Raw genomic sequence first — 21,568 nt, 5'->3', positions numbered from 1 at the left:
CGTGCGGCGCCGCCTCACCCGCGCGGCGCCGCCTCACCGTGCAGCGCCGCCTCGTAGACCGGCAGCAGCGTGTCGAGGACCGCGTCCATGGAGAAGGACTCCGCGGCCAGCTTGCGGGCCGACAGCGAGGCCTCGCGGTTCGCCGCCGGGGCCAGGAGGTCCAGGACGGCGGCGGACACGCCCGCCGGGCCGGGGTCGACCGCACGGCCGGCGCCGGTGCGGGCGATGTCGCGGGCCAGGCCGTTGGAGTGGGTCACGACCGTGGGGACGCCCACGGCGAGGGCTTCCAGTACCGACATGGGGAACGGCTCGTCCACCGACGGCAGGACGTACACGTGGGCCCGCCGCAGCTCCGCCAGGACCTCCGCGCTGGACAGCGCTCCCGGGACCGTGAACCGGTCGGTGAGGCCCAGCGCCCCGATCCGGGCCCGTACGGAGGCCAGTTCGCCCTCGTCCGGGCCCGCGACCACGAAGTGCGCGTCCGGGTGCGCGGCGAGGACGGCCGGGGCCGCGTCCACGAAGTCCACCGGCCGCTTGCGGGCCTGCAGGCGCGCCGAGTACAGGACGCGCGGCGCCCCCTCCGGCGCGGGCCGCTCCTCCTGCGCCGGGGTCCCGTTGACCAGGCGCACCGCCTGCGCCAGGGGCGGCGCGCCGACCACCGCGTCCAGCCCCTCCCGCTCGTGCGGGGTCAGGTACAGCACCGCGTCCGCGCCGCGCAGCAGCCGGCGTACCGCCACCGCGTCCAGCACCTTCGCCAGCAGCTTCTCGCTCGGGTCCACCATGCCGTGGGTCTGCAGCACCAGCGGCTTGCCCGCCCGCAGCGCCGCCAGGGCCACCGGCAGCGTCACCAGGTCCCGGGCCAGGTGGACGTGCACGACGTCGGCGTCCCGCACCAGCCGCCCGGCCGAGGCCAGCAGCGCCGGCGAGGTCATCCCGCTGAAGCCGAGGGGGAGCAGGCGGCGCGCCGGGAACAGCCGCGCCGGAACGCCCTCCACGGAGGTCGGCCACTCCTCGAACCCCTCGCCCAGCGCGAGCAGCCGCGCCTGGTGGCCCCGGGCCGACAGTCCCTTCGCCAGGTTCAGCGCGACCCGGACGGGTCCGCCGAAGGCGTGCGACGGGGAATGCAGCGTGACGGCGTGCAGGACTCTCACTTGGGCTCCTCCACCGGGCGGCGCTGCCCGTCCTGGGTCTGCAGGGTCAGTGCGGGAAGGTCTCTGTGGACCACCGCACCGGCACCCGCGACCGCGCACCGGCCCACCGTGACCCCGGCGAGCACGGTCGCCCGTACCGCCACCCACGCGCCGTCCTCGACCACGATCGGGGCGTTGCGGTAGCGGAAGTCGGCGGCGCGGTGGTCGTGCGAGCCGGTGCACAGCACGGCTTCCTGCGAGACGCACACGTTCGCCCCGATGGTCACCGGCTCCAGGTTCAGCAGCCAGGCGCCCTCGCCTATCCAGGTGTGGTCCCCGACGGTGAGCTTCCACGGCCACAGCACGCGGACCCGGTGCCGGATCAGCACGCCCTCGCCGATCTTCGCCCCGAAGGCGCGCAGCAGAGCCACGCGCAGCCGCGCCGGACAGAACCAGGCCATGAAGACCGTGTTCATGACGGCGAACCAGAGCGCCTGCGTCAGCAGCCCGCGCCCCTTGTCGTACCCGGCCAGCGTGAAGGAAGGAAGATCACGCAACAGAAGCCCCCATCGTGCTCTCGGCCACGGCCTCCCCGGGCGCGGCCCGCTCAGACTAGACTGCGCGCGGACCAGGCACATCGGGCGGGGGCGGCAGTGACGACGGACATACGCAAGCCCTCCGCATCGTCCGCCAGGCCCGTCGTCCCGTCCCCCTTCGAGGACGAGAGCATGTGGGGCCGGGAGACCCTCCCGCGCACCCTGCTCTCCCGCGCGCTGTCCGTACCGCTCGCGCTCGGATTCACCGTCTTCCTCCCGCTGTTCGTCGCCGCCCAGACGGGCGCGGGCGCCCGCGACGCGGCCTTCTGGCTCCAGCTCCTGCTCACCATGTACGCGGGCGCGCGGCTCTCCGCGATGGTGCTCACCAGCCGCCGCAAGCTGCTCCAGGGCTCCTTCTGGCTCTTCGTCTACATGGCCATGGGCGTGGCCCCGCTCGCGCAGGCCGTCCTCGGCCAGGTCCCGACACCGGTCGTCGGCCCGCGCTCCGACCTGACCATCGCCATCGGGCTGGTCCTGCTCGGCTGCACGGCCTTCGACGTCGGCGTACTGCTGGCCCGGCACCGCCCGGCCGGGCGCGCGGGCGGCTCCCAGAAGGAGTCGAGGCCCGTCATGGCGCACCGGCGCCGGCTCCAGCTGCTGACGGGCCTGTCGTTCCTGTGCAGTGCCGCCTTCATCATGAAGCTCGGCGGCCCGGCGGTCTTCTTCTCCAGCCGCCAGGAGATCATCGCCGGCATCGAGGAGGCGGGCGTCTCCAACGGCGACGGACAGGCGGGCCAGGCCCTGCTGCGCGGCTTCGGCACCGTACCGGCGCTGCTCGCGCTGCTGCTCTACACGCGCTGGCTGATCACCTCGAAGTTCGCCCGCCGCAAGGTGTCGATCATCGTCACGTGGGGGGCGCTGGCCTGCCTCAACCTGATCGTCAACAACCCGATCTCGAACCCGCGGTACTGGTTCCTGACGGTCATGTTCGCGCTGCTCTTCACCGTCTTCCCGGTGAGCGCGGCGATGTACCGGGTGGCGCTGTCGATGGCGGTGGTCGTCGCCCTGCTGATCTTCCCCTTCGCGGACCGCTTCCGGTACGACGAGAAGAACTACCGGCCGGTCGAGACCACGTCCTTCCTGGAGCCGATGGCGCTCAAGGACTACGACCAGATCGGCATGTTCGCGAACACCATCACCTTCTCGGAATCTGGCCCCGGGCACTTCTACGGACGCCAGCTGGCCGGGTCGATCTTCTTCGCGGTGCCCCGCTCGGTGTGGGAGGGCAAGCCGAGGGACACCGGCGTGATGGTCGGCCAGTGGATGGGCACGGTCAACACCAACCTCTCCTCCCCGATCTGGGCGGAGCTGTGGCTCGACTTCGGGCCGCTGGGGATGGGCGCGGGGATGCTGGGCATGGGGTACGCCGCCGCCCGCGTCGACCGGCGCTACGCGAAGCGCGCCACGCGGAGGTCGCCGCCGGGCAGCCTGATCTCGGTGGTGGTCCCGCTGGTCGCGGGCTACTCGTTCATCCTGCTGCGCGGGCCGTTGCTGCAGGCGTCGGGTCGTGTGGCGATCGCGGCCCTCTGCCTCGCGCTGGTCGCGACCCACCGCTCGGACAAGTCCACCACCCTCCGCTGACACGGCACGTTTCGGCCCGGCCGGGCTCGTCGCTGCGCGCGAGCGGGTCAGGCCGCGGAGGCGGGCACGGGCTCGCTGTCCAGCCGGGCACCGGCAGCCGGCAGGCGGCTGACACGCCACCAGGCGGCCAGGGCCTTGAGGGCCGAGCCGGCCGCCAGGCCCCACGCGGCGCCCGCCACCCCCCACACCGCGTATCCGCCGAGCAACAGCCCCACGGACAGCAGCGAGAAGACGACCTGCAAGGACAGCGTGGCCTTCGGCGCGAGCACCCGCAGGGTCAGCAGCGCGCACGTGCCCAGCCCCATCACGGCGTACTGCGCCCCGGTCGCCGGCAGCAGCGCGGACGCCCCCGCCCAGGTGTCGCCGAGCAGTTCCCGGCCCAGCCGGTCCGGCAGCAGGTACAGGGCCGTGGCCCAGCCCGCGCCGACCGCGGCGAGTACGAGTCCCAGCGCGGCCGTCGCGCGGACCGTGGCCCGCTTGCCGCCGAGCCGCCCGAGCACCGGCGGCCCGAAGGCGTTCGCCGAGTTGAACAGCACGTTCAGCGGCCCGAAGAGCGTGGTCGCACCCCGCAGCGCGCCGACGGCCAGCGGTGTCGCGAAGACGCCGAGGCCCAGGACGGCGAGCTGGCTGGAGCCGTTGCCCACCGCGAACTCGACCACGAACCGCTGCCCGAGGTGGCCGCGCCGCAGATACGGCCGCAGGTCCGTCCGGGCGCCCCGGACGTACGGCCGCAGCAGCCACAGCCCCGCGCCCAGCGCCGGGAGCGCCGAGAGCCCCCACGCGAGCACCAGCCGACCCGCCGAGGCCCCTTCGGGCTGCAGGGCCAGCGCCGCGACCACGCACACCAGCCGCAGCGCGTCGGCGGCCAGAGCCCGTTCGGGGGCGCGCAGCGCGGAGAAGCAGTACCGCAGGCCGTCCTGGAGGAGCACCAGCGGCAGGACGAGGCCCAGCGCGGCGAAGGCGGTCCCGGTCGCCCCGGGGAGTACCAGGCCCCCCAGCAGCAGCACCGCGCCCACGGCGGCGGACGCGGCGGCGGTGAAGCCCACGGCCGAGCGGCACTCGGCGCCGAGCCGCTCGCCCTTCTCCAGCACCAGGCTCTGGCCGACGTAGGCCATGTTCAGTCCGAGGAGCACGCTGAAGGTCACGTACACCATCGAGAAGTCGGCGAACCCGGACGCCGAGGAGAGCCGGGCGGCCAGCACCAGCACCAGGATGTTCGTGGCGCTGGACGCCGCCTGGTCCAGGACCGATGCGACGGCGGCGAGGCCGCGTCGGCTCATCTGCGGCCCATGCGGACGGTGCGCAGCGCGACGGTGTCGGTGCCGTCACCGGGGATGTGCTGTTCGGGCTCGGCCCTCTCGTACGGGATCGGCTGGGGCTGCGAAACCGGCCGACCGGCCCCGCCCTGGGTCCCGGGGCCGCCGGCGGGGCCGGTGGGGGCCGGGCCGGACTTGTCCTTGCGGCCGCGCTTCTCGCCGGGCAGCGGTGCGTGCAGCACCGCGCCGAGCACGGTGCCGCCGGCGCCGCTGATCAGCTCGCGGATCCGGGACAGGTCGCTGCGGTGCACCGCGCGCGGGTCGGCGACGACCAGGACGCCGTCGACGCGGTCGACGAGGGCGAGGGCGTCGGCGTAGGAGAGCACGGGCGGCGCGAGCACGACGACCGTGGAGTTGGGGGAGTCGGCCTCGGAGATCAGCCGGGTGGCGCGGGCGGAGGTCAGCGCGCGCGGGACGTTGCGGGCGCGTTCGCCCGGGATCAGGTCGAAGGAGCCGGACTCCCCGGCGTCCACGACGAGCTGGCGTCCGTCGGGCCATTCGGTGTCCGAGTGGCGTCCGCCCGGGGTCGGGCTGCCCGGGGTCTGGCTCCAGCGCGGCCGGCCGCCGGCGTCCGTCGGCAGCTGGCTGGCCAGTACCGGGGTGCGCAGGTCGGCCTCGATGAGCAGGACGTCCTTGCCGGTCTCGGCGAAGGAGGCGGCGAGGTTCACGGCCACGGCGGCGGCGGTCTCGCTGCTGCCGCGCGGGGCGACCACGAGCAGGCGGCGCCGGTCGGCGAAGCGGGAGTCGTAGGCGAGCCGGAAGGCCACCGAGCGGTACTCCTCGGCGAGGCGGGGATCGGCCTCGCCGGCGGCGAGCAGCGGTCCGCCGCCCGTCCGGTCCCGGGGCAGGTAGCCGAGTACGGGCGCGCGCAGGGCCCGGGCCACGTCGCCCTCGGAGCGCGGCGCCGGGTCGAAGACGAGCCGGACCCAGGCGGCCAGCAGGCCGAGCGCGAGACCCACGGCGGCTCCGAGCGCGAGCGACATCAGGATGCCGGGGCCGTCGGCTCCGGGGGGCGCGGTCGCGGCGCTGGTGACGCGGCCCGGGGTCATGTCGAGGGCTTCGAGCTTGGTGATCTTGCCGTTGTAGCCGCCGACCTCGCTCTGCAGGTCGGTCTTGGAGGAGCTGGCCGCGTCGCGCCCGGCACCGGCCGGCATCCGGGCGATCTCCTTGGAGAGCTCGTCGAGCTGCTTGGCGACCGGGTCGCGCTGCTCCTTGTAGCCCTTGACCATCTTGTCGCGGGTGGCGTCGAGGGACTCCTGCCGCTTGAGCAGGTACGCCTCGGTCATCGCGTTGGCGCGCTTGGCCGCCTCCTTGGGGGAGGACGCCGTGTAGGTGAAGCGCAGCACCATGGTCTGCGGCGGGTTGGTGACCTGCAGACCGCTGCGCAGGGCGGCGAAGCCGGACGAGGACACGCCGAGCTTCTTCGCCGCCTCGTTGGCTATGGAGGAGCTGAGCGCGACCTGGCGCTCCGAGCCGATGTTGATCGCCTTGTCCGGGGCGAGGCTCGGGTTGAACGGGTCGTCGGTGGGCGCCCGCAGGACGACGTCGGCGGTCGCGACATAGGTGTCGGCCGTGGAGATGCCGAGGTAGACGCCGCCCAGCAGACCGATCCCGATGCCCGCGCCGATGAGCCTGCGGTAGCGCAGGAGCTGCCGGAACTGATCTCTGAGGAGATCGGGTTCGTCGTCGGCCGGTGCCGCTGCAGGGCGGTTCGTCTCGATCACGGCCGGAGTCCCCCAAGTGCTTCGTCTATCAGTGCGTCGATGCGGGCCAGGCCCGCTTCGCGGCTCAGATGGGCCGCCACGTGGCGGGGTCCGGCCGCTCCCAGTGCGTCCGCGCCTTCCGGGTCCTCGGCCAGGGCCCGTACGGCCTTCAGCAGGGCTTCGGGGTCCTCCGGCGGTACGAGCACCCCAGCGCCCGAGCGTTCCACTTCCTGGGCGGTTCCGCCCTCCGCGGCCACGGAGGCGACGACGGGCCGGCCGGTCTGGAAGTACGAGGTCAGCTTCGACGGGACGCTCATGTCCAGCACGGCGGCGTGCTGCGTGACCGCCAGAACGTCCGCCGCCGCGAGGATATCCGGGAACTCGCCGTCAGCGGCAGGGGGGATGATGTCCAGATTCGGCACATCCGCCGCGAGGTCGGCCAAAGCCGACCGCTGGCTGCCGTCGCCCATCAGGACGAACCGGACACTCGGATCCAGCCGGGCGGCGCCCACGAGGACTTCGAGGCCCTGCTTGAGGCCCATGTTCCCGGAGTGCAGGACGACGGTCTCGCCCGGGGCCCAGCCGAGGTGGTGGCGGGTCTCGCCGCGCGGCTTGGTGGGCACGGACACGTGGGACCAGTTGGGGACCAGACGGATCTTGTCCGGGTCCACGCCCATGCCGACGACCCGGTCCACGAAGGTCTCGTGGATGACGCCGACCAGGGTGGCGCGCTTGAGGGCGTACGCCTCGGCGCGGCCGGCGATCGCGGCGGCCTTGTCGCCGCCGCTGATCCCGCTCTGCGCGGCGGCGGCGCCCATCAGGTCCTGGACGACCGGGACGTACGGGACCTTCCACCGCGCCGCGAGCCGGGCGGCGAGCACTCCGCCGGCCAGGCTGGGCATCTGGGCGAGGACGGCGTCCGGCTTGGGCATCCGGGGCGGGGCGACGGCGCCGTGCAGCAGAATCGATCCTTCGAAAAGGGCCCGCTTCACGGCGGTCTGGCGCGGCGGCACGGTGTGCGCACGCCGGTGCACGGTGACCCCCGCGCGCTGCTCCGTGCGCTGGAACGCCCCCTTGTACTCGGGTTCGAGCGACCACGCCGGGTAGTGCGGCATGCCGGCCAGCACATGGGTCTCGTGACCGAGATCCGCCCAGTGCTCCGCGATCTGGGTCGCGTACGGGCCGATCCCCGCGTGCTCCGGAGCGTAATTGGTGGAAACCAGCAGCATGCGCCGCTGACCGGATCTGGACACCGTGCGTCCCCTCTTCCCCTGGATGATGCGCACGTCACCCTATTCGTTCACCAACGTGGTGCGGAACGTGCGCGCTATTGTCTGCTAATCCGCTACACCGGGGGGTGTGGCTGCTGGGGGTAAATGATGACGGAGCACGACATGTCCGACCTTGCTGTGCCTGCGCGCAGGCCGTATCGAGTCGGCTATGCGCCCGGCGCCTACGACCTGTTCCACATCGGCCATCTCAACATCCTCCGGCACGCCCGGAGTCAGTGCGACTACCTGGTCGCCGGAGTGGTCTCCGACGAGATGGCCGAGCTCGCCAAGGGGCGCCGCCCGATGATCCCGCTCGTCGAGCGGCTGGAGATCGTCCGCAGCGTGAAGTACGTCGACGCCGCCTTCGTCGAGACGGTCCCCGACAAGGTGGAGACCTGGAAGCAGGTCCGCTTCGACGTCATCTTCAAGGGCGACGACTGGCGCGGCACCCCCAAGGGCGACCGGCTGGAGAAGGACTTCGCCGCCCACGGCGTCGACGTCGTCTACTTCCCCTACACCGTGCACACGTCCAGCACCCAGCTGCGCCGGGCCCTGGACGCGCTGGCGGAGCCCGCGGCGGCGCCGGGCCAGGTCACCGGCGAACGGCGCTGAGCTCCCGGAACCACTTCGCGAGGAACGCCAGCAGGAACAGCGCGGCGACCACGCCCAGTCCCGCGTACGCCCAGACGAACAGCTTCCCGCCGCCGAGCAGCAGGAACACCAGGCAGAACACCCCGTAGTCCACGGGCAGCAGGGCCACCGCGCGCGCCGTCGACGGCACGGCCGCCGGGCTGCCGGGGGCCGGCTTCGGCTTGAGCTTCTCGGTCAGCAGGCCGCCGAAGAAGGTCACCACCGCCGCGAACTGGAAGCCCAGCGGCACCAGCAGCCAGCCGTCCGCGCCCGTCCCGTACGCCTCGGGGAAGCGGTAGAAGGCGATCAGCACGCACGAGTGCAGGGCGGTGAGCTTGGCCGCGTCCACGACATGGTCGAGCCACTCGCCGGCCGCGCTGCCGCCGCCGCGCAGCCGGGCCAGCTGCCCGTCGGCGGAGTCGAAGGCGAAGCCGACGGCGAGGGCCGCCCACACCGCGATGCCCAGCCCCCACGAGGGGGCGGCCAGCGCGACCGCCGCCACGGCGGCGAAGCTGAACGCGGCACTGATCAGCGTCACCTGGTTCGGGGTGAGCCCCAGCGCGTACGAACCGGCGGCCAGGTACCGCCCGGCCGGCCGGTTGACGAACCGGGAGTAGAGCGACACCCCCTTCGCCGACTTCTGCGCCCCGCGCAGTTCCTGCAGCGCGGTCGTGACTCTGCCCATGCAGGGACCCCCTCCGAGACGATGTCGAACACATCATCGCAGTACGAACTGGCGGGCGGGTTCCGGATGTGCGGGTACGTCCGGAACCGGCGGCACGGACCAGGCCGGCCCGCCCCTCAGCTCACCACCCTCAGCAGCAGCACCGACCGCGCCGGGACCGTCAGGGTCTGCCCGCCGCGGTGCCGGGTCCGGGGCGGGTCGCACTGGGCCTCCAGCGAGGTGTCCAGGACGACCTCGTACACCTGCGCCCAGGGCGCCTCCGGCAGGACCCAGGCCAACGGCCGGTCCCCGGTGTGCAGCAGCGCGAGGAAGCTGTCGTCCGTCACCTGGCGGCCGCGCTCGTCACGGCCCGGGATGTCCCGCCCCGACAGGTACATCCCCAGCGCGGCGGCCGGCGCATACCAGTCCCGCTCCGTCATCTCCGCCCCCGCCGGAGTGAACCAGGCCAGGTCCCGCAGCCCGTCCGCACCCTGCGAGCGCCCGGAGAAGAACGCCCGCCGCCGCAGCACCGGATGGGCGTGGCGCAGCGCGATCAGCCGGGAGGCCAGCGCGAAGAGCGACTGCCAGGCCGGATCCTCCAGCAGCGACCAGTCCACCCAGCCCGTCTCGTTGTCCTGGCAGTACGCGTTGTTGTTGCCGCCCTGCGTCCGCCCGAACTCGTCGCCGGCCACCAGCATCGGCACGCCCGTGGACAGCAGCAGCGTGGTGAGCAGGTTGCGCAGCTGGCGGCGGCGCAGCACGCCGACCCGCGGATCGTCGCTCTCGCCCTCCGCCCCGCAGTTCCACGACCGGTTGTCGTTGGTCCCGTCCCGGTTCGCCTCCCCGTTGCCCTCGTTGTGCTTGCGCTCGTACGACACCAGGTCGCGCAGGGTGAAGCCGTCGTGCGCGGTCACGAAGTTCACCGAGGCGTACGGCCTCCGCCCGCCCCACGCGTACAGGTCGCTGGAGCCCGACAGCCGGTAGCCGAGATCCCGTACGTCGGGCAGCGCGCCCCGCCAGAAGTCCCGCACGGCGTCCCGGTACCGGTCGTTCCACTCCGTCCACAGCGGCGGGAACGCCCCCACCTGGTAGCCGCCCGAGCCCACGTCCCACGGCTCGGCGATCAGTTTCACCCGCCGCAGCACCGGGTCCTGGGCGATCACCGCGAGGAAGGGCGACAGCATGTCCACGTCGTGCATCGACCGCGCCAGCGCCGCCGCCAGGTCGAAGCGGAAGCCGTCCACCCCCATCTCGGTGACCCAGTAGCGCAGCGAGTCCGTGATCAGCCGCAGCACGTGCGGGCGGCCCGCGTGCAGGGTGTTCCCGCAGCCCGTGTAGTCGGAGTACCGCCGCTGGTCGGACTGGAGCCGGTAGTAGCCCCGGTTGTCGATCCCGCGCAGCGACAGGGTGGGACCCAGCTCGCCCGCCTCCGCCGTGTGGTTGTAGACCACGTCGAGGATGACCTCGATCCCGGCCGCGTGCAGGGCCCGCACCATCCGCTTGAACTCGCCGACCTGCTGCCCGGCCGTACCGCTCGCCGAGTACCCCGCGTGCGGGGCGAAGTAGCCGATCGAGTTGTAGCCCCAGTAGTTGCGCAGCCCCCGGCGCAGCAGGTGGTCCTCGTGCGCGAACTGGTGCACCGGCAGCAGCTCGACCGCCGTCACGCCCAGGCTCGTCAGGTGCTCGATCGCCGCCGGGTGCGCGAGCCCCGCGTAGGTGCCGCGCAGTTCCTCGGGAATACCCGGATGGCGCATCGTGAAGCCGCGCACGTGCAGCTCGTAGATCACCGAATCGGCCCACGGGGTCTTCGGCCGGACGTCGTCCGCCCAGTCGTCGTCATCGTGGACGACCACGCCCTTGGGGACGAACGGCGCGGAGTCCCGGTCGTCGCGCACGGTGTCCGCGATGTACTGCTGCGGCCAGTCCCGGACGTGCGCGTACACCTCCGGGGGCAGCGTGAAGTCCCCGTCCACGGCCCGCGCGTACGGGTCCAGGAGCAGCTTCGCCGGGTTGTACCGGGCGCCCGTCCAGGGATCCCACCGGCCGTGCACCCGGAATCCGTACCGCTGCCCGGGGCGTACGCCCGGCACGAACCCGTGCCAGATCTCGTGGGTGTGCTCCGTCAGGGTGCAGCGGGTCTCGGCGCCGGCCTCGTCGAACAGACAGACCTCCACCGCCTCCGCGCCCTGCGCCCACAGGGCGAAATTGGTGCCCGCGGTCCCGTCCGGACCGTGATGGAACCGGGCCCCCAGGGGATGCGAGGATCCCGGCCACACCGGCGCCCCCGGGCGCGCGTGTGTCCGTAACACCTGCCCCCTGACCTGGCCGTCAGGCCGCTCCTTCGGTCGGCCGTCGATCTGCGGTACGGGCGCGGCCCGGCCGCTCCGCACCGCTTCCGCGGCATTGCTGACGGCTTCCACCGCCTCCTGCTCGGCTGCGCTCGACACTGCCCGCCTCCACGGCTCCTCGGTACCGGCGGGGGTAGGGGAGAGTGCGGCCCCGGCGTCCCGGCCTGGGCCCGCCCCCGTCTGGTCCTTCACACTGTTCTGCCCGGACAGTTCTGCCCGGAACGTGGCCCGCGCTCACGTTTCCCCGGCAGCGCCCGGTCGTTGGAGGGATCGTGACACTTCTGACGAGGCGGGCAGGGGCGGGCTTGGCCGCCGTGGCGGCATGGGCGGGCCTGCTGGGCGGCCTGGCCGGATGCACCCAGGACGGCAAGGCGCCGGTCGAGATCCAGCTCCCCGGCAAACCCCGCTCGCCGGACGAGGCCATCCGCATCACCCCCGACGACAACGCGAAGGAGGTGCCCGCGGACGGCCGGCTGTCGGTCACCGTGCCCGAGGGCCGCCTGGAGCGGGTCGTCGTCACCAAGGTGGAGGACGCGCAGCAGGAACAGGTCCCCGGTGCCATCGCCGAGGACGGGCTCAGCTGGAGCCCCGACCCCGCGTCCGGGCGGCTCGCGCTCGCGGCCAAGTACACCGTGGACGCGGTCGCCCTCGACGGGCACGACCGCCGCCAGGCCCGCCACACCACCTTCACCACCTACGTTCCCGAGGAGCGCTTCATCGGCTACTTCAAGCCCGAGAACCGCTCGACCGTCGGCACCGGGATGATCGTCTCCTTCCGGTTCAGCCGTGCCATCGAGCGCCGCGCCGAAGTGGAGCGGGCCATTTCCGTCACCTCCGACCCGGGCGCGCAGGTCGTCGGCCACTGGTTCGGGCGGGAACGGCTCGACTTCCGGCCCAAGGAGTACTGGAAGCCCGGCACCAAGGTCACCGTGAAGATGGACCTGCGCGACATCGAGGGCGCGCCCGGCTCGTACGGCATCCAGGACAAGTCCATCACCTTCACCGTCGGCCGCTCCCAGATCTCCACCGTGGACGCGGCCGCGCACACCATGGAGGTCCGCCGGGGCGGGCAGCTGGTGTCGACCGTGCCGATCAGCGCCGGGGCGCCCAAGACCACCACCTACAACGGGAAGATGGTGGTGATGGAGATGTTCGACGTGACCCGCATGAACGGCCAGACCGTCGGCTTCGGCGGCGAGTACGACATCCCCGACGTCCCGCACGCCATGCGCCTCACCGCCTCCGGCACCTTCCTGCACGGCAACTACTGGTCCAGCCCCGACACCTTCGGCACCACCAACCAGAGCCACGGATGCGTGGGCCTGCGCGACGACAAGGGCGGCGGCTCCGACACCCCGGCCGGCTGGTTCTTCGACCGGACCCTCGTCGGGGACGTGGTGGAGGTCGTCAACTCGCAGGACAAGACGGTCGCCCCGGACAACGGACTGGGCGGCTGGAACATGTCCTGGGCGGACTGGGTCGCCGGCTCCGCCATCGCCTGAGCACGGGCGGCGGCCCCGCCCGGGAGAGTGATCACTGTGATCGAAATGCCGTAGCGGCGAGTGTCCCCGCACCGCCCGGCCGAAGCCTGCCTCCAGCCTGTCAGGGCACACCAGGGCAGCAGGCAACGGACGGAGCGTCATGTCAGCCAGAAACTGGACCCTCGGGCTCGCGATCGGAGCCGTACTGGCCTCCGCCGCGCCGGCGGCCTTCGCGGAGGGTCCCGGTGGCGACCGCCCGGCGGCGGTCGCCAGAGCCCCGCTTCCCGGAGGGCTGGGGCCCTGCGTCCCGGGAGACTGCCCCGACCCGTACCCGCCCATCGGCACCGACGGCGTTCCGCAGGGCCGGGACAACGGCATCAACGTCTTCGCGGGCGGCGACTTCCGCGTCCGGGGCCGGGCCTCCGAGGCCGAGGGCCGGCTCGTCGTCCTCGGTGACTTCGACCAGGACAAGCAGGCGGGCGGGGACAGCCGCTACAACGTCGGCATCGTCGGCGCCGGATCGCGGGTCCCCCCGCCGCCCGGCGCGGACTTCCTCACCACCGGCGGCTCGGTCACCGTGGCGCAGGACGAACGTCTGCTCGCCGACGGCGGCGTGGTCCGCCACGCCGGCTCCCTCACGGGCACGGTGTCGGGCCGCCTCGTCCGGGACCCCGCCGCCGCAGCCCCGTACGCGGGGCTGCGCGACCGGCTCAGCGCCGCCAGCCAGTGCTACGCCCGGGTCGGCGGGCAGCCGCGCCGGGCCACCGGCACGGCCGTCAACAACGGCTACCAGACGCTCTTCACCGGCGACGGCACCTCCGCGCTCCAGGTCTTCAACGTCGACGCGAACCTCGTCGGCAACGGGGGCGGCCAGCAGGGCATCCGGTTCGCCCGCATCCCGGACACGGCCACCGTGCTGGTGAACGTCCTGGGCACCGACCGCACGATCAACACCTACAGCGGCAGCATCGCGGACACCGACCCCCTCAACGCCTACCGCGACCGGCTGCTGTGGAACTTCCCGGACGCCACCACCGTGAACCTGACCGGAGGCGGCCAGTTCCAGGGCAGCTTCCTCATGGGGCAGCAGTCCTCGGAGACCACCGTCACGCTGCCCGGCATCAACGGGCGCTTCTTCACCACCGGCTCCGTCACCCACGGCAGCAGCACGGCCGGGGGCGGTGGCCAGGAGTTCCACGCCTACCCCTTCAACGGCGACCTGCCCGAGTGCGGCGACGACCCCGCCCCGGTGACCGGCACGGTCTCGGTCCTCAAGCGCGACGCGGACACGGGCGTGGCGCTGCAGGGCGCCCGGTTCGAGCTGTGGCGCGAGACGAACGGGACCGCGGGACTGCAGAACACAGGTCCGCAGGCGGACACCCTGGTCGCCGAGTGCGTCACGCCGGCGAGCGGCGTCTGCGAGCGGACCACCGAGCCCGGTACGTACTACTGGCGCGAGACCCGGGCGCCGCTCGGCTACGACCTCGACGAAACCGTCCACGAGCTGACCCTGACCGCCGGGAACGCCTCGGCCGGGGTCCGGTACGAGGCGGACAACCGGCGCACCCCCGAACCGCCGGTCGCCGCCCGGGTGGTGCTGCGCAAGACCGACCGCGCCACCGGCCGCCCGCTGGAGGGCGCGCGGTTCGAGCTGTGGCGGGAGAGCAACGGCTCCACCGGCCTCCAGACCGGCACCCCGGGTGGCGACACCCGCCTCGACGGGGCCTGCGTGACGGACACCCGGGGCACCTGCACGGTGGAGCTGCCGGTCGGGGAGACGTACTACTGGCGGGAGACCGCCACCCCTGTCGGGTACGAGCCCCCGGCCGACCCGGTCACCCGGTTCGACCTGGACCGGGGCGATGTGGTGGACGGCCTCTCCGTCGACGTCGAGAACACCCCGGTGAGCCCGGAGTACGAGGGCTCGATCCGGGTGGTGAAGCAGGACGCCAGGACGAAGCGGCCGCTGCCCGGCGCGGTCTTCGAGGTGTGGCAGGAGACCAACAACACCCCTGGCCTGCAGACGCGCGGCATCAACGCCGACCGCCGGGTCGCCCCGGGCTGCACCACCGACCGGACCGGCGTCTGCGACTTCGGCCCGCTCCCCGAGGGCTGGTACTACCTCGTCGAGACGGCGGTCCCCGCGGGTTACGTCCTGCCCGCAGACCGGGTCACCGGCCCGCTGAGCCTCGACGTGGGCACCCCGGACCAGCGCATCGTGGTCACGGTGCGGAACAAGCCGGTCGACCACGGCAAGGACCACGGCAAGGGCGACCACGGCAAGGGCGACCACGGGAAGGGTGACCACGGGAAGGACAAGCACCCCAAGCACCCGAAGCACCCCAAGGCCGACCACGGCAAGGACAAGCACCCGAAGCACCCGAAGGGCGACCACGGGAAGGGCAGGCACCCCCAGCACGCCCAGCCCCCGAAGCACGCCAAGCACCCGAAGCACTCCAAGGGCCCCCGGGCCTGACCCCCTCGGCGGCCGCCCCCTCGGGTTTGGCCTGATCGCCTACAGCGCCCCGGTCACGGGGGGCGGCCGCCGCGGCACTTCTCCGGGCAGTTGGGACGGAACGGTGACAAGACCGTGGCTCATCGTGATCCCTCCGTGTGATTACCTGTCAACAAGCGCGCGACAGTCCGCGCGCGGGGGACATGGGGAGAACACGAGTGAACCTGCAGCCGATACGCGGCCGCGCCCGCACCGGTCTGCCGGCCCTGCTGCTGGGGGCGGCCCTGCTGTTCACCACCGCGTGCGGTGGCGGTGGCGGCGGTAACAGCAGCGGCAGCGGTGGGGACAACGCCGGGGGTGGCGGCAAGACCGGGACTGAGGCCTCCAAGGCGGTCGTCAGCGTCAAGCCCGACGACGGGGCCAAGGAGGTCGCCACCAGCGGCGTCCTGAAGATAGCGAGCACCGGCGGCAAGCTCAGCACGGTGACCGTGGCGGACACCAAGGGCAACGCGGTCGAGGGCAAGATCGCCGACGACGGCGCGAGCTGGGAGCCGGCCCGCCACCTGGCCTCGGCCACCGAGTATAAGGTGCACGCGGTCGCCAAGGACGAGGCCGGCCGGGAGTCCGCCAAGGACACCACCTTCACCACCCTGACCCCGACGAACACCTTCGTGGGCCACTACACGCCGGAGGACGGCGCCACCGTCGGCGTGGGCATGCCGGTCTCGATCAACTTCTCCCGGGGGATCACCAACCCCGAGGCCGTCGAGAAGGCCATCACGGTCACGGCCGAGCCGGCCGTCCCGGTCGAGGGCCACTGGTTCGGCAACGACCGCCTCGACTTCCGTCCCGAGAACTACTGGGCCGCGGGCACCAAGGTCACCGTGAAGCTCGCCCTCGACGGGGTCGAGGGCCGCCCCGGCGTCTACGGCAAGCAGACCCGTACGGTCACCTTCACCATCGGCCGCTCGCAGGTCTCGACGGTCGACGCGGCCGCCCACACGATGCAGGTCGTCCGCGACGGCCAGGTCCTCAAGGACGTCCCGATCACCGCGGGCGCCCCGTCGACCACGACCTACAACGGCCAGATGGTCATCAGCGAGAAGTACAAGGTCACGCGGATGAACGGCGCGACCGTCGGCTTCGGCGGCGAGTACGACATCTCCGACGTCCCGCACGCCATGCGCCTGTCGCAGTCGGGCACCTTCGTGCACGGCAACTACTGGGCCTCCTCGGACACCTTCGGCTCGACGAACGTCAGCCACGGCTGCGTCGGGCTCAAGGACGTCCGCGGCGCGGGTGACTCCAAGCAGCCCGCGGCCTGGTTCTTCGACGAGTCGCTGATCGGTGACGTGGTCGTCGTGAAGAACTCGAAGGACAAGCAGATCGCCCCGGACAACGGCCTCAACGGCTGGAACATGGACTGGGCGGAGTGGATCAAGTAGATCCGTCCCGTACGCGGTAGAGGTGGCCCGGTGCTGTGACACACAGCACCGGGCCACCTGGCGTTAACCGCCGCTAACCTGGCCCGTATGACCATCTCTCTCGAAGTCTCCGAAGGCGTCGGCACCATCCGCCTGGACCGGCCGCCCATGAACGCCCTGGACATCGCCACCCAGGACCGGCTGCGCGAGCTCGCGGTGGAGGCGACCGACCGGGCCGACGTCCGCGCGGTCGTCATCTACGGCGGCGAGAAGGTGTTCGCGGCGGGCGCGGACATCAAGGAGATGCAGACGATGGACCACGCGGCGATGGTCGCCCGGTCCCGCGCACTCCAGGACGCCTTCACCGCCGTCGCCCGCATCCCCAAGCCCGTCGTCGCGGCCATCACCGGATACGCGCTGGGCGGCGGGTGCGAACTCGCGCTGTGCGCCGACTACCGGATCGCCGCCGACAATGCCAAGCTCGGCCAGCCCGAGATCCTGCTCGGCCTGATCCCGGGCGCGGGCGGCACCCAGCGGCTGTCCCGGCTGGTCGGACCGTCCAAGGCCAAGGACCTGATCTTCACCGGGCGCATGGTCAAGGCCGACGAGGCGCTGACCCTCGGGCTGGTCGACCGTGTGGTGCCCGCCGCCGAGGTGTACGAGCAGGCGCACGCCTGGGCCGCCAGGCTCGCGCAGGGGCCGGCGATCGCGCTGCGCGCCGCCAAGGAGTGTGTGGACGCCGGCCTGGAGGCCGACATCGACACCGGCCTCACCATCGAACGCAACTGGTTCGCGGGCCTGTTCGCCACCGAGGACCGCGAGCGCGGCATGCGCAGTTTCGTCGAAGAGGGCCCGGGCAAGGCGAAGTTCGTCTGATCCGTCCGGGCCGCGCCCTCGGCCGCGGACCGCGGTCCTCCCTGGGGGTGGATTAGCCAGGCCTTAAGACAGCCTTAAGGGCAATCGGTGATCCACTCGCTGTGATCACTTCCGTGCGGCGTGTCACCGCAGGTCAAGGTGTACGCCAGGGCACTCCGGTTGCCTCACGCATATGACAGAACGCCCCCTCGGAGTCGTTGAATCCGGGGGTGTTTTCCTGTGGAACGGCCCGGGAGGGCGGGTCGGCCCTCCATGATGGGTGCATGGCGGGCCTGGAGGGTGTGGAACAGCCGCGGCAGCGCGGCAGCGCTTCGGCGGTACGGCTCACGGCGGCTGTCGAGGACGAACAGGGCCTCAAAGCGCTGGAGTTGTACGGCAATCCGGCCGAGGCCGAAGTGACGCTGCCGTCCATGCCGGAGTCGGCGAGCACCGCGCGCCGGCTCACCCAGTGCGTGGTGATCCGCCTCTGGGGCCTCTCGCCGCAGATCGCCGAGCACGCCGTCCTGCTGGTCTCGGAGCTCGTCGGCAACGCCGTCCGGCACACCGGGGCCCGCTCCTTCGGTTTACGCATGCTGCGCCGGCGCGGCTGGATCCGGGTGGAGGTGCGCGATCCCTCGCGCGGGCTGCCCTGCCTGATGCCGGTCCACGAGCTGGACACCACCGGCCGGGGCCTCTTCCTCGTCGACAAGCTGTCCGACCGCTGGGGCGCGGACCTGCTGCCGCGCGGCAAGATCACCTGGTTCGAGATGCGGGTCGCCGACCGCCAGAACGCCTGAAGCCCCCGTGCGCCGTGTGGGCGGTGGGGGCTTCATGGGTGCGCCGAGGATCTGAGGGGGTGTGATCCTCGGCGTGGCGACTTCGCTCGGGTCAATGGGAAGTCGTGGTTCCGACTATGGCAGACGAGGGCTGGAACGCCAAAAGTCCCTACTTGGACATAAGTGGGCAAATAGTAAGACTTTCTAGCTAAATCCTAGGTGAGGTGGGCCACTCACCTCGTAATCTATGAATAAGTATCGACTGCTCTGTGTGAATCGTTGATCACATAGCGACCTGACCACTCGGATGGCCCCTTCTGGCGACCATCCCGAATTGGGTCAATCGTTACCTTCCAGCCCATCCACCCCTTAAATGGGCAAGTGCTCTCACAACCAGGCCGCCGCGCGGCCCTGCGCGTGGCCCTGCGCGCGGCCGCTCTCGGGACGGCCGGCGCCGCCGCGGGAGGCCTCACCGCCGCCTGCGGACCCGGCCGGCCCGACACCGCGCCCTCCGGCTCGCCGCCGGGTCCGCCCCGCCCGGCCCGCCCGGCACAGGCCGCCCCGGCCGCCGCCCCGCGCCGGTTCGCCGGGCAGCCCGTGGAGATCGGCCACGGGCCGCGCGACCGCCCCCGGGTCGCCCTCACCTTTCACGGCAACGGGGACCCCGCCATCGCCCGCGCGGTGCTCGCCGCGGCCGAGAAGGGGGGCGCGCGGGTCACCGTCCTGGCGATCGGATCCTGGCTCGACGCCCACCCGGAGCTCGCCCGGCGCATCCTCGACGGCGGTCACGAGCTCGGCAACCACACCCAGCGCCACCTCGCGATCAACGACATGCCCGAGGCGGAGGCCTATGCCGAGATCACCGGCTGCGCCCAGCGGCTCAAGCGGCTCACCGGCTCCATCGGCACCTGGTTCCGGCCCTCCCAGACCCAGTACGCGACCCCCCTCGTCCGGAAACTGGCGCAGCGGGCGGGCTACCCGCACGTCCTCTCGTACGACGTGGACTCCCTCGACTTCACCTCGCCCGGTGCCGCGGCCGTCATCCGCACCGTCACCGGGACGATCCGGCCCGGATCGGTGGTGAGCCTGCACTTCGGCTACGCGGACACGGTCGACGCGATGCCTCCCCTCCTCGAAGAACTCGCGCGCCGCAAGCTGCGCGCGGTGACCACCACGGAGCTGCTGACCCCATGAAGACCACCCGCCTTCCCCGGAAGGCCACCGTGCTGCTGGCCGGTCTGGTCCTCGCCGCCCTGGCCGGCTGTGGATCGGCCGGCAAGGGACCCGCCGAGGCGCTCGGCACCAAGGGCCCGGCCAAGCCCGTCAAGGCCGCGCCGGCCCTCCCGCCCGGTCTGCCCGGCATGCCGCCCGTGCTCGATCCGAACGACGTCTACGCGGCGGACCGGCCGAACAGACTCTCCCCCGTGGTCAAGGACTTCCCCTCCCGTGTCTACGTGCCGAACACCAACTCCAACACGGTGTCCGTCATCGACCCGGCGACCTACAAGGTCATCGACACCATCCCGGTCGGGGTCCAGCCCCAGCACGTGGTCCCCTCCTGGGACCTGAAGACCCTGTGGGTCAACAACAACCGCGGCCACACCCTCACCCCGATCAACCCGGCCACCGGCGAGGCCGGCAAGCCCGTCGAGGTGCACGACCCGTACAACCTGTACTTCACGCCGAACGGCAAGTACGCCATCGTCATGGCCTCGATGGACAAAGAGCTGGTCTTCCGCGACGCGCACACCATGGACCGGGTCAAGACGGTGCCCGTGACCTGCTACGGCGTCAATCACGCGGACTTCTCCGCCGACGGCCGCTACTTCATCGTGAGCTGCGAGTTCTCCGGCGAGCTCCTCAAGGTCGACACCGAGCGCATGGAGGTGATCGGACAGCAGAAACTGCCGTTCGAGGGCGCGATGCCGCAGGACGTCAAGGTCTCCCCGGACGGCAAGACCTTCTACGTCGCGGACATGATGGCGCACGGCATGTGGGTGCTGAGCGGCGACAAGTTCGAGACCCCCAAGCTGCTGCCCACCGGCAAGGGCTGCCACGGCCTCTACGTGAGCCGCGACTCCAAGGAGATGTACGTCTCCAACCGGGGCGAGGGCACCATCTCGGTCTTCAACTTCCCCGAGAACAAGCTCACCAAGAAGTGGACGCTGCCGGACGGCGGCAGCCCCGACATGGGCGGGGTCTCCGCCGACGGCAAGGTGCTGTGGCTGTCGGGCCGCTACAACTCCGAGGTCTACGCGATCGACACGCAGACCGGCAGGCAGCTCGCCCGGATCCCGGTCGGCGGCGGACCGCACGGACTCGCCGTCTACCCGCAGCCCGGCCGCTACTCGCTCGGCCACACCGGCATCTTCCGCTAGGCCGGCCGGGCCGGCCGGGCTCGTCCCCGGCGGCCGTACGCAGCGGTGCCCCGGAAGCTCGCACAGCTCCCGGGGCACCGCAGTCCATGGGCCGCCCGCGGCCTGTCAGACGAAATTCCGGGCCGTTTCCTCACAGCCCTTGCGGAATTCTTCGCCGCTCTCCAGGAAATGCGGGACGCGTCGGTCCAGTGGTTGGCGGACGGGGTTCGGCCGGAATTCGGAAAGTACGCGCACGTGGATTCCGGCCCGGGGTCCTGATTCCTCCGCACGCGAAGTCGACCTGTGCGAACCGGTTCGCCGCGCATGGGCCGGGCCCGTGATGCGTTCGGCGCTGAAGTGGCCGTTTCCGGGACTCACGCCGATGGGCGCATGGTCGCCGTCTTCCCGGACATGTCGGCAGGTGCGGATGAAGGGCAGAACTCCGCATGATGCGTCAGCCGTGATCGTCATCTGATGGAGCGCCCTTGTTGCCGCTTGTCCCTGGGAGCCCTGCGCTCCTGGTGTGGCGGCAATGCCAGTACGTTATGCCGTGGTCCCGGAATGTGACAAGTGGAATCTTGCTCTGTTCCTCCGGAATCATCCATTCCGCGTTATGGGCCGGTCATTGAAATGGTTTCTGTCGCTCGAACGGGACCCGAGGCGGGGGCGGACCGGCGCGGCCGCTACCCTGAGCCGGTCAACAAGGCATCAAGAAGGAGTGGACCCAGTGGCGGACATCGAGAGCGCACGGACGACGTTCGGCAAGTTCGACGTGAACGGTGACGGCTTCGTCACGGCCGACGAGTTCAAGGCGGCCATGGCGGCCATGGGCGACCCGTTCGTCACCGGCCCCGTCGCGGACGCCGTGATCGCCTCCAAGGACGCGAACGGCGACGGCCTGCTGAGCTTCGACGAGTTCTGGGCCTCCCTGAACAAGTAGTCCCTCCGCTGCCGCCCCGCCCCGGACCGCCGGAGCGGGGC

General features: G+C 72.0%; 18 protein-coding genes. 10 read left to right on the top strand and 8 right to left on the bottom strand.

Going from position 1 to position 21,568, the window contains the following annotated elements:
• Positions 1-14: 14 nt before the first annotated feature.
• Both Sspor_RS15325 and Sspor_RS15320 read right to left on the bottom strand, forming a co-directional pair.
• Complete coding sequence (locus Sspor_RS15325) at positions 15-1,151, bottom strand: glycosyltransferase (protein ID WP_202199645.1); 1,137 nt, start codon at positions 1,149-1,151, stop codon at positions 15-17.
• On the bottom strand, positions 1,148-1,687 hold the full coding sequence (locus Sspor_RS15320; protein ID WP_202199644.1) for a WcaF family extracellular polysaccharide biosynthesis acetyltransferase: 540 nt from the start codon (positions 1,685-1,687) through the stop codon (positions 1,148-1,150). The genes Sspor_RS15325 and Sspor_RS15320 overlap by 4 nt, the downstream gene beginning before the upstream one ends.
• 171 nt (positions 1,688-1,858) lie before the next feature.
• Between Sspor_RS15320 and Sspor_RS15315 the strand changes: the two genes are divergently transcribed.
• On the top strand, positions 1,859-3,307 hold the full coding sequence (locus tag Sspor_RS15315) for a hypothetical protein (RefSeq protein WP_202203672.1): 1,449 nt from the start codon (positions 1,859-1,861) through the stop codon (positions 3,305-3,307).
• Positions 3,308-3,354: 47 nt separating this feature from the next.
• Here the strand turns inward: Sspor_RS15315 and Sspor_RS15310 are convergent, their stop codons facing one another.
• The 3 genes from Sspor_RS15310 to Sspor_RS15300 are packed head-to-tail and all read right to left on the bottom strand — an operon-like array spanning position 3,355 to position 7,555.
• A complete protein-coding gene (locus Sspor_RS15310) occupies positions 3,355-4,587 on the bottom strand; it encodes an MATE family efflux transporter (protein ID WP_202199643.1) in 1,233 nt (410 codons plus the stop codon).
• Positions 4,584-6,347 (bottom strand): lipopolysaccharide biosynthesis protein, encoded by a 1,764-nt coding sequence (locus Sspor_RS15305; protein WP_202199642.1) that lies wholly within the window; start codon positions 6,345-6,347, stop codon positions 4,584-4,586. Before Sspor_RS15305 ends, Sspor_RS15310 begins: the two co-directional genes overlap by 4 nt.
• Positions 6,344-7,555, bottom strand: a complete 1,212-nt coding sequence (locus Sspor_RS15300) for a glycosyltransferase (protein WP_202203671.1) — start codon at positions 7,553-7,555, stop codon at positions 6,344-6,346. The genes Sspor_RS15305 and Sspor_RS15300 overlap by 4 nt, the downstream gene beginning before the upstream one ends.
• Before the next feature lie 165 nt (positions 7,556-7,720).
• Between Sspor_RS15300 and Sspor_RS15295 the strand changes: the two genes are divergently transcribed.
• Positions 7,721-8,209 carry an FAD synthase family protein gene (locus tag Sspor_RS15295; RefSeq protein WP_202199641.1) on the top strand — a complete coding sequence of 163 codons (489 nt, stop codon included), beginning with the start codon at positions 7,721-7,723 and terminating at the stop codon, positions 8,207-8,209.
• Here the strand turns inward: Sspor_RS15295 and Sspor_RS15290 are convergent.
• A complete protein-coding gene (locus tag Sspor_RS15290; RefSeq protein WP_202199640.1) occupies positions 8,190-8,912 on the bottom strand; it encodes a CDP-alcohol phosphatidyltransferase family protein in 723 nt (240 codons plus the stop codon). The genes Sspor_RS15295 and Sspor_RS15290 overlap by 20 nt on opposite strands.
• Before the next feature lie 116 nt (positions 8,913-9,028).
• On the bottom strand, positions 9,029-11,338 hold the full coding sequence (gene glgX, locus Sspor_RS15285) for a glycogen debranching protein GlgX (protein ID WP_202199639.1): 2,310 nt from the start codon (positions 11,336-11,338) through the stop codon (positions 9,029-9,031).
• A 182-nt stretch (positions 11,339-11,520) separates the two neighbouring features.
• Between glgX and Sspor_RS15280 the strand changes: the two genes are divergently transcribed.
• The 7 genes from Sspor_RS15280 (at position 11,521) to Sspor_RS15250 (ending at position 20,608) form a co-directional block, all read left to right on the top strand.
• Entirely contained in the window at positions 11,521-12,741 is a 1,221-nt protein-coding gene (locus Sspor_RS15280; RefSeq protein WP_202203670.1) for a L,D-transpeptidase, read from the top strand.
• Positions 12,742-12,880: 139 nt separating this feature from the next.
• Positions 12,881-15,196: a choice-of-anchor A family protein gene (locus Sspor_RS15275; RefSeq protein WP_202199638.1), complete on the top strand. Its 2,316-nt coding sequence runs from the start codon at positions 12,881-12,883 to the stop codon at positions 15,194-15,196.
• Positions 15,197-15,378: 182 nt separating this feature from the next.
• Positions 15,379-16,620: a L,D-transpeptidase gene (locus Sspor_RS15270; protein ID WP_202199637.1), complete on the top strand. Its 1,242-nt coding sequence runs from the start codon at positions 15,379-15,381 to the stop codon at positions 16,618-16,620.
• Positions 16,621-16,707: 87 nt separating this feature from the next.
• Positions 16,708-17,475 (top strand): enoyl-CoA hydratase/isomerase family protein, encoded by a 768-nt coding sequence (locus tag Sspor_RS15265; RefSeq protein ID WP_202199636.1) that lies wholly within the window; start codon positions 16,708-16,710, stop codon positions 17,473-17,475.
• Positions 17,476-17,738: 263 nt separating this feature from the next.
• Positions 17,739-18,251, top strand: a complete 513-nt coding sequence (locus Sspor_RS15260) for an ATP-binding protein (RefSeq protein WP_202199635.1) — start codon at positions 17,739-17,741, stop codon at positions 18,249-18,251.
• 360 nt (positions 18,252-18,611) lie between these two features.
• Positions 18,612-19,424: a polysaccharide deacetylase family protein gene (locus Sspor_RS15255; protein WP_237403876.1), complete on the top strand. Its 813-nt coding sequence runs from the start codon at positions 18,612-18,614 to the stop codon at positions 19,422-19,424.
• Positions 19,421-20,608, top strand: a complete 1,188-nt coding sequence (locus Sspor_RS15250; RefSeq protein ID WP_202199634.1) for a YncE family protein — start codon at positions 19,421-19,423, stop codon at positions 20,606-20,608. Before Sspor_RS15255 ends, Sspor_RS15250 begins: the two co-directional genes overlap by 4 nt.
• A 105-nt stretch (positions 20,609-20,713) precedes the next feature.
• Here the strand turns inward: Sspor_RS15250 and Sspor_RS41570 are convergent, their stop codons facing one another.
• Positions 20,714-21,058: a tRNA-dependent cyclodipeptide synthase gene (locus tag Sspor_RS41570; protein WP_202199633.1), complete on the bottom strand. Its 345-nt coding sequence runs from the start codon at positions 21,056-21,058 to the stop codon at positions 20,714-20,716.
• A 256-nt stretch (positions 21,059-21,314) separates the two neighbouring features.
• On the opposite strand from Sspor_RS41570, the gene Sspor_RS15240 reads away from it, so the two are divergent.
• Positions 21,315-21,527 (top strand): EF-hand domain-containing protein, encoded by a 213-nt coding sequence (locus Sspor_RS15240; RefSeq protein ID WP_030009288.1) that lies wholly within the window; start codon positions 21,315-21,317, stop codon positions 21,525-21,527.
• The last annotated feature ends 41 nt before the right edge of the window (positions 21,528-21,568 follow it).

The sequence above is a fragment of the Streptomyces spororaveus genome, from assembly GCF_016755875.1.
Lineage (GTDB): Bacteria > Actinomycetota > Actinomycetes > Streptomycetales > Streptomycetaceae > Streptomyces > Streptomyces spororaveus.
This window is presented reverse-complemented; position numbering and strand designations above follow the sequence as displayed.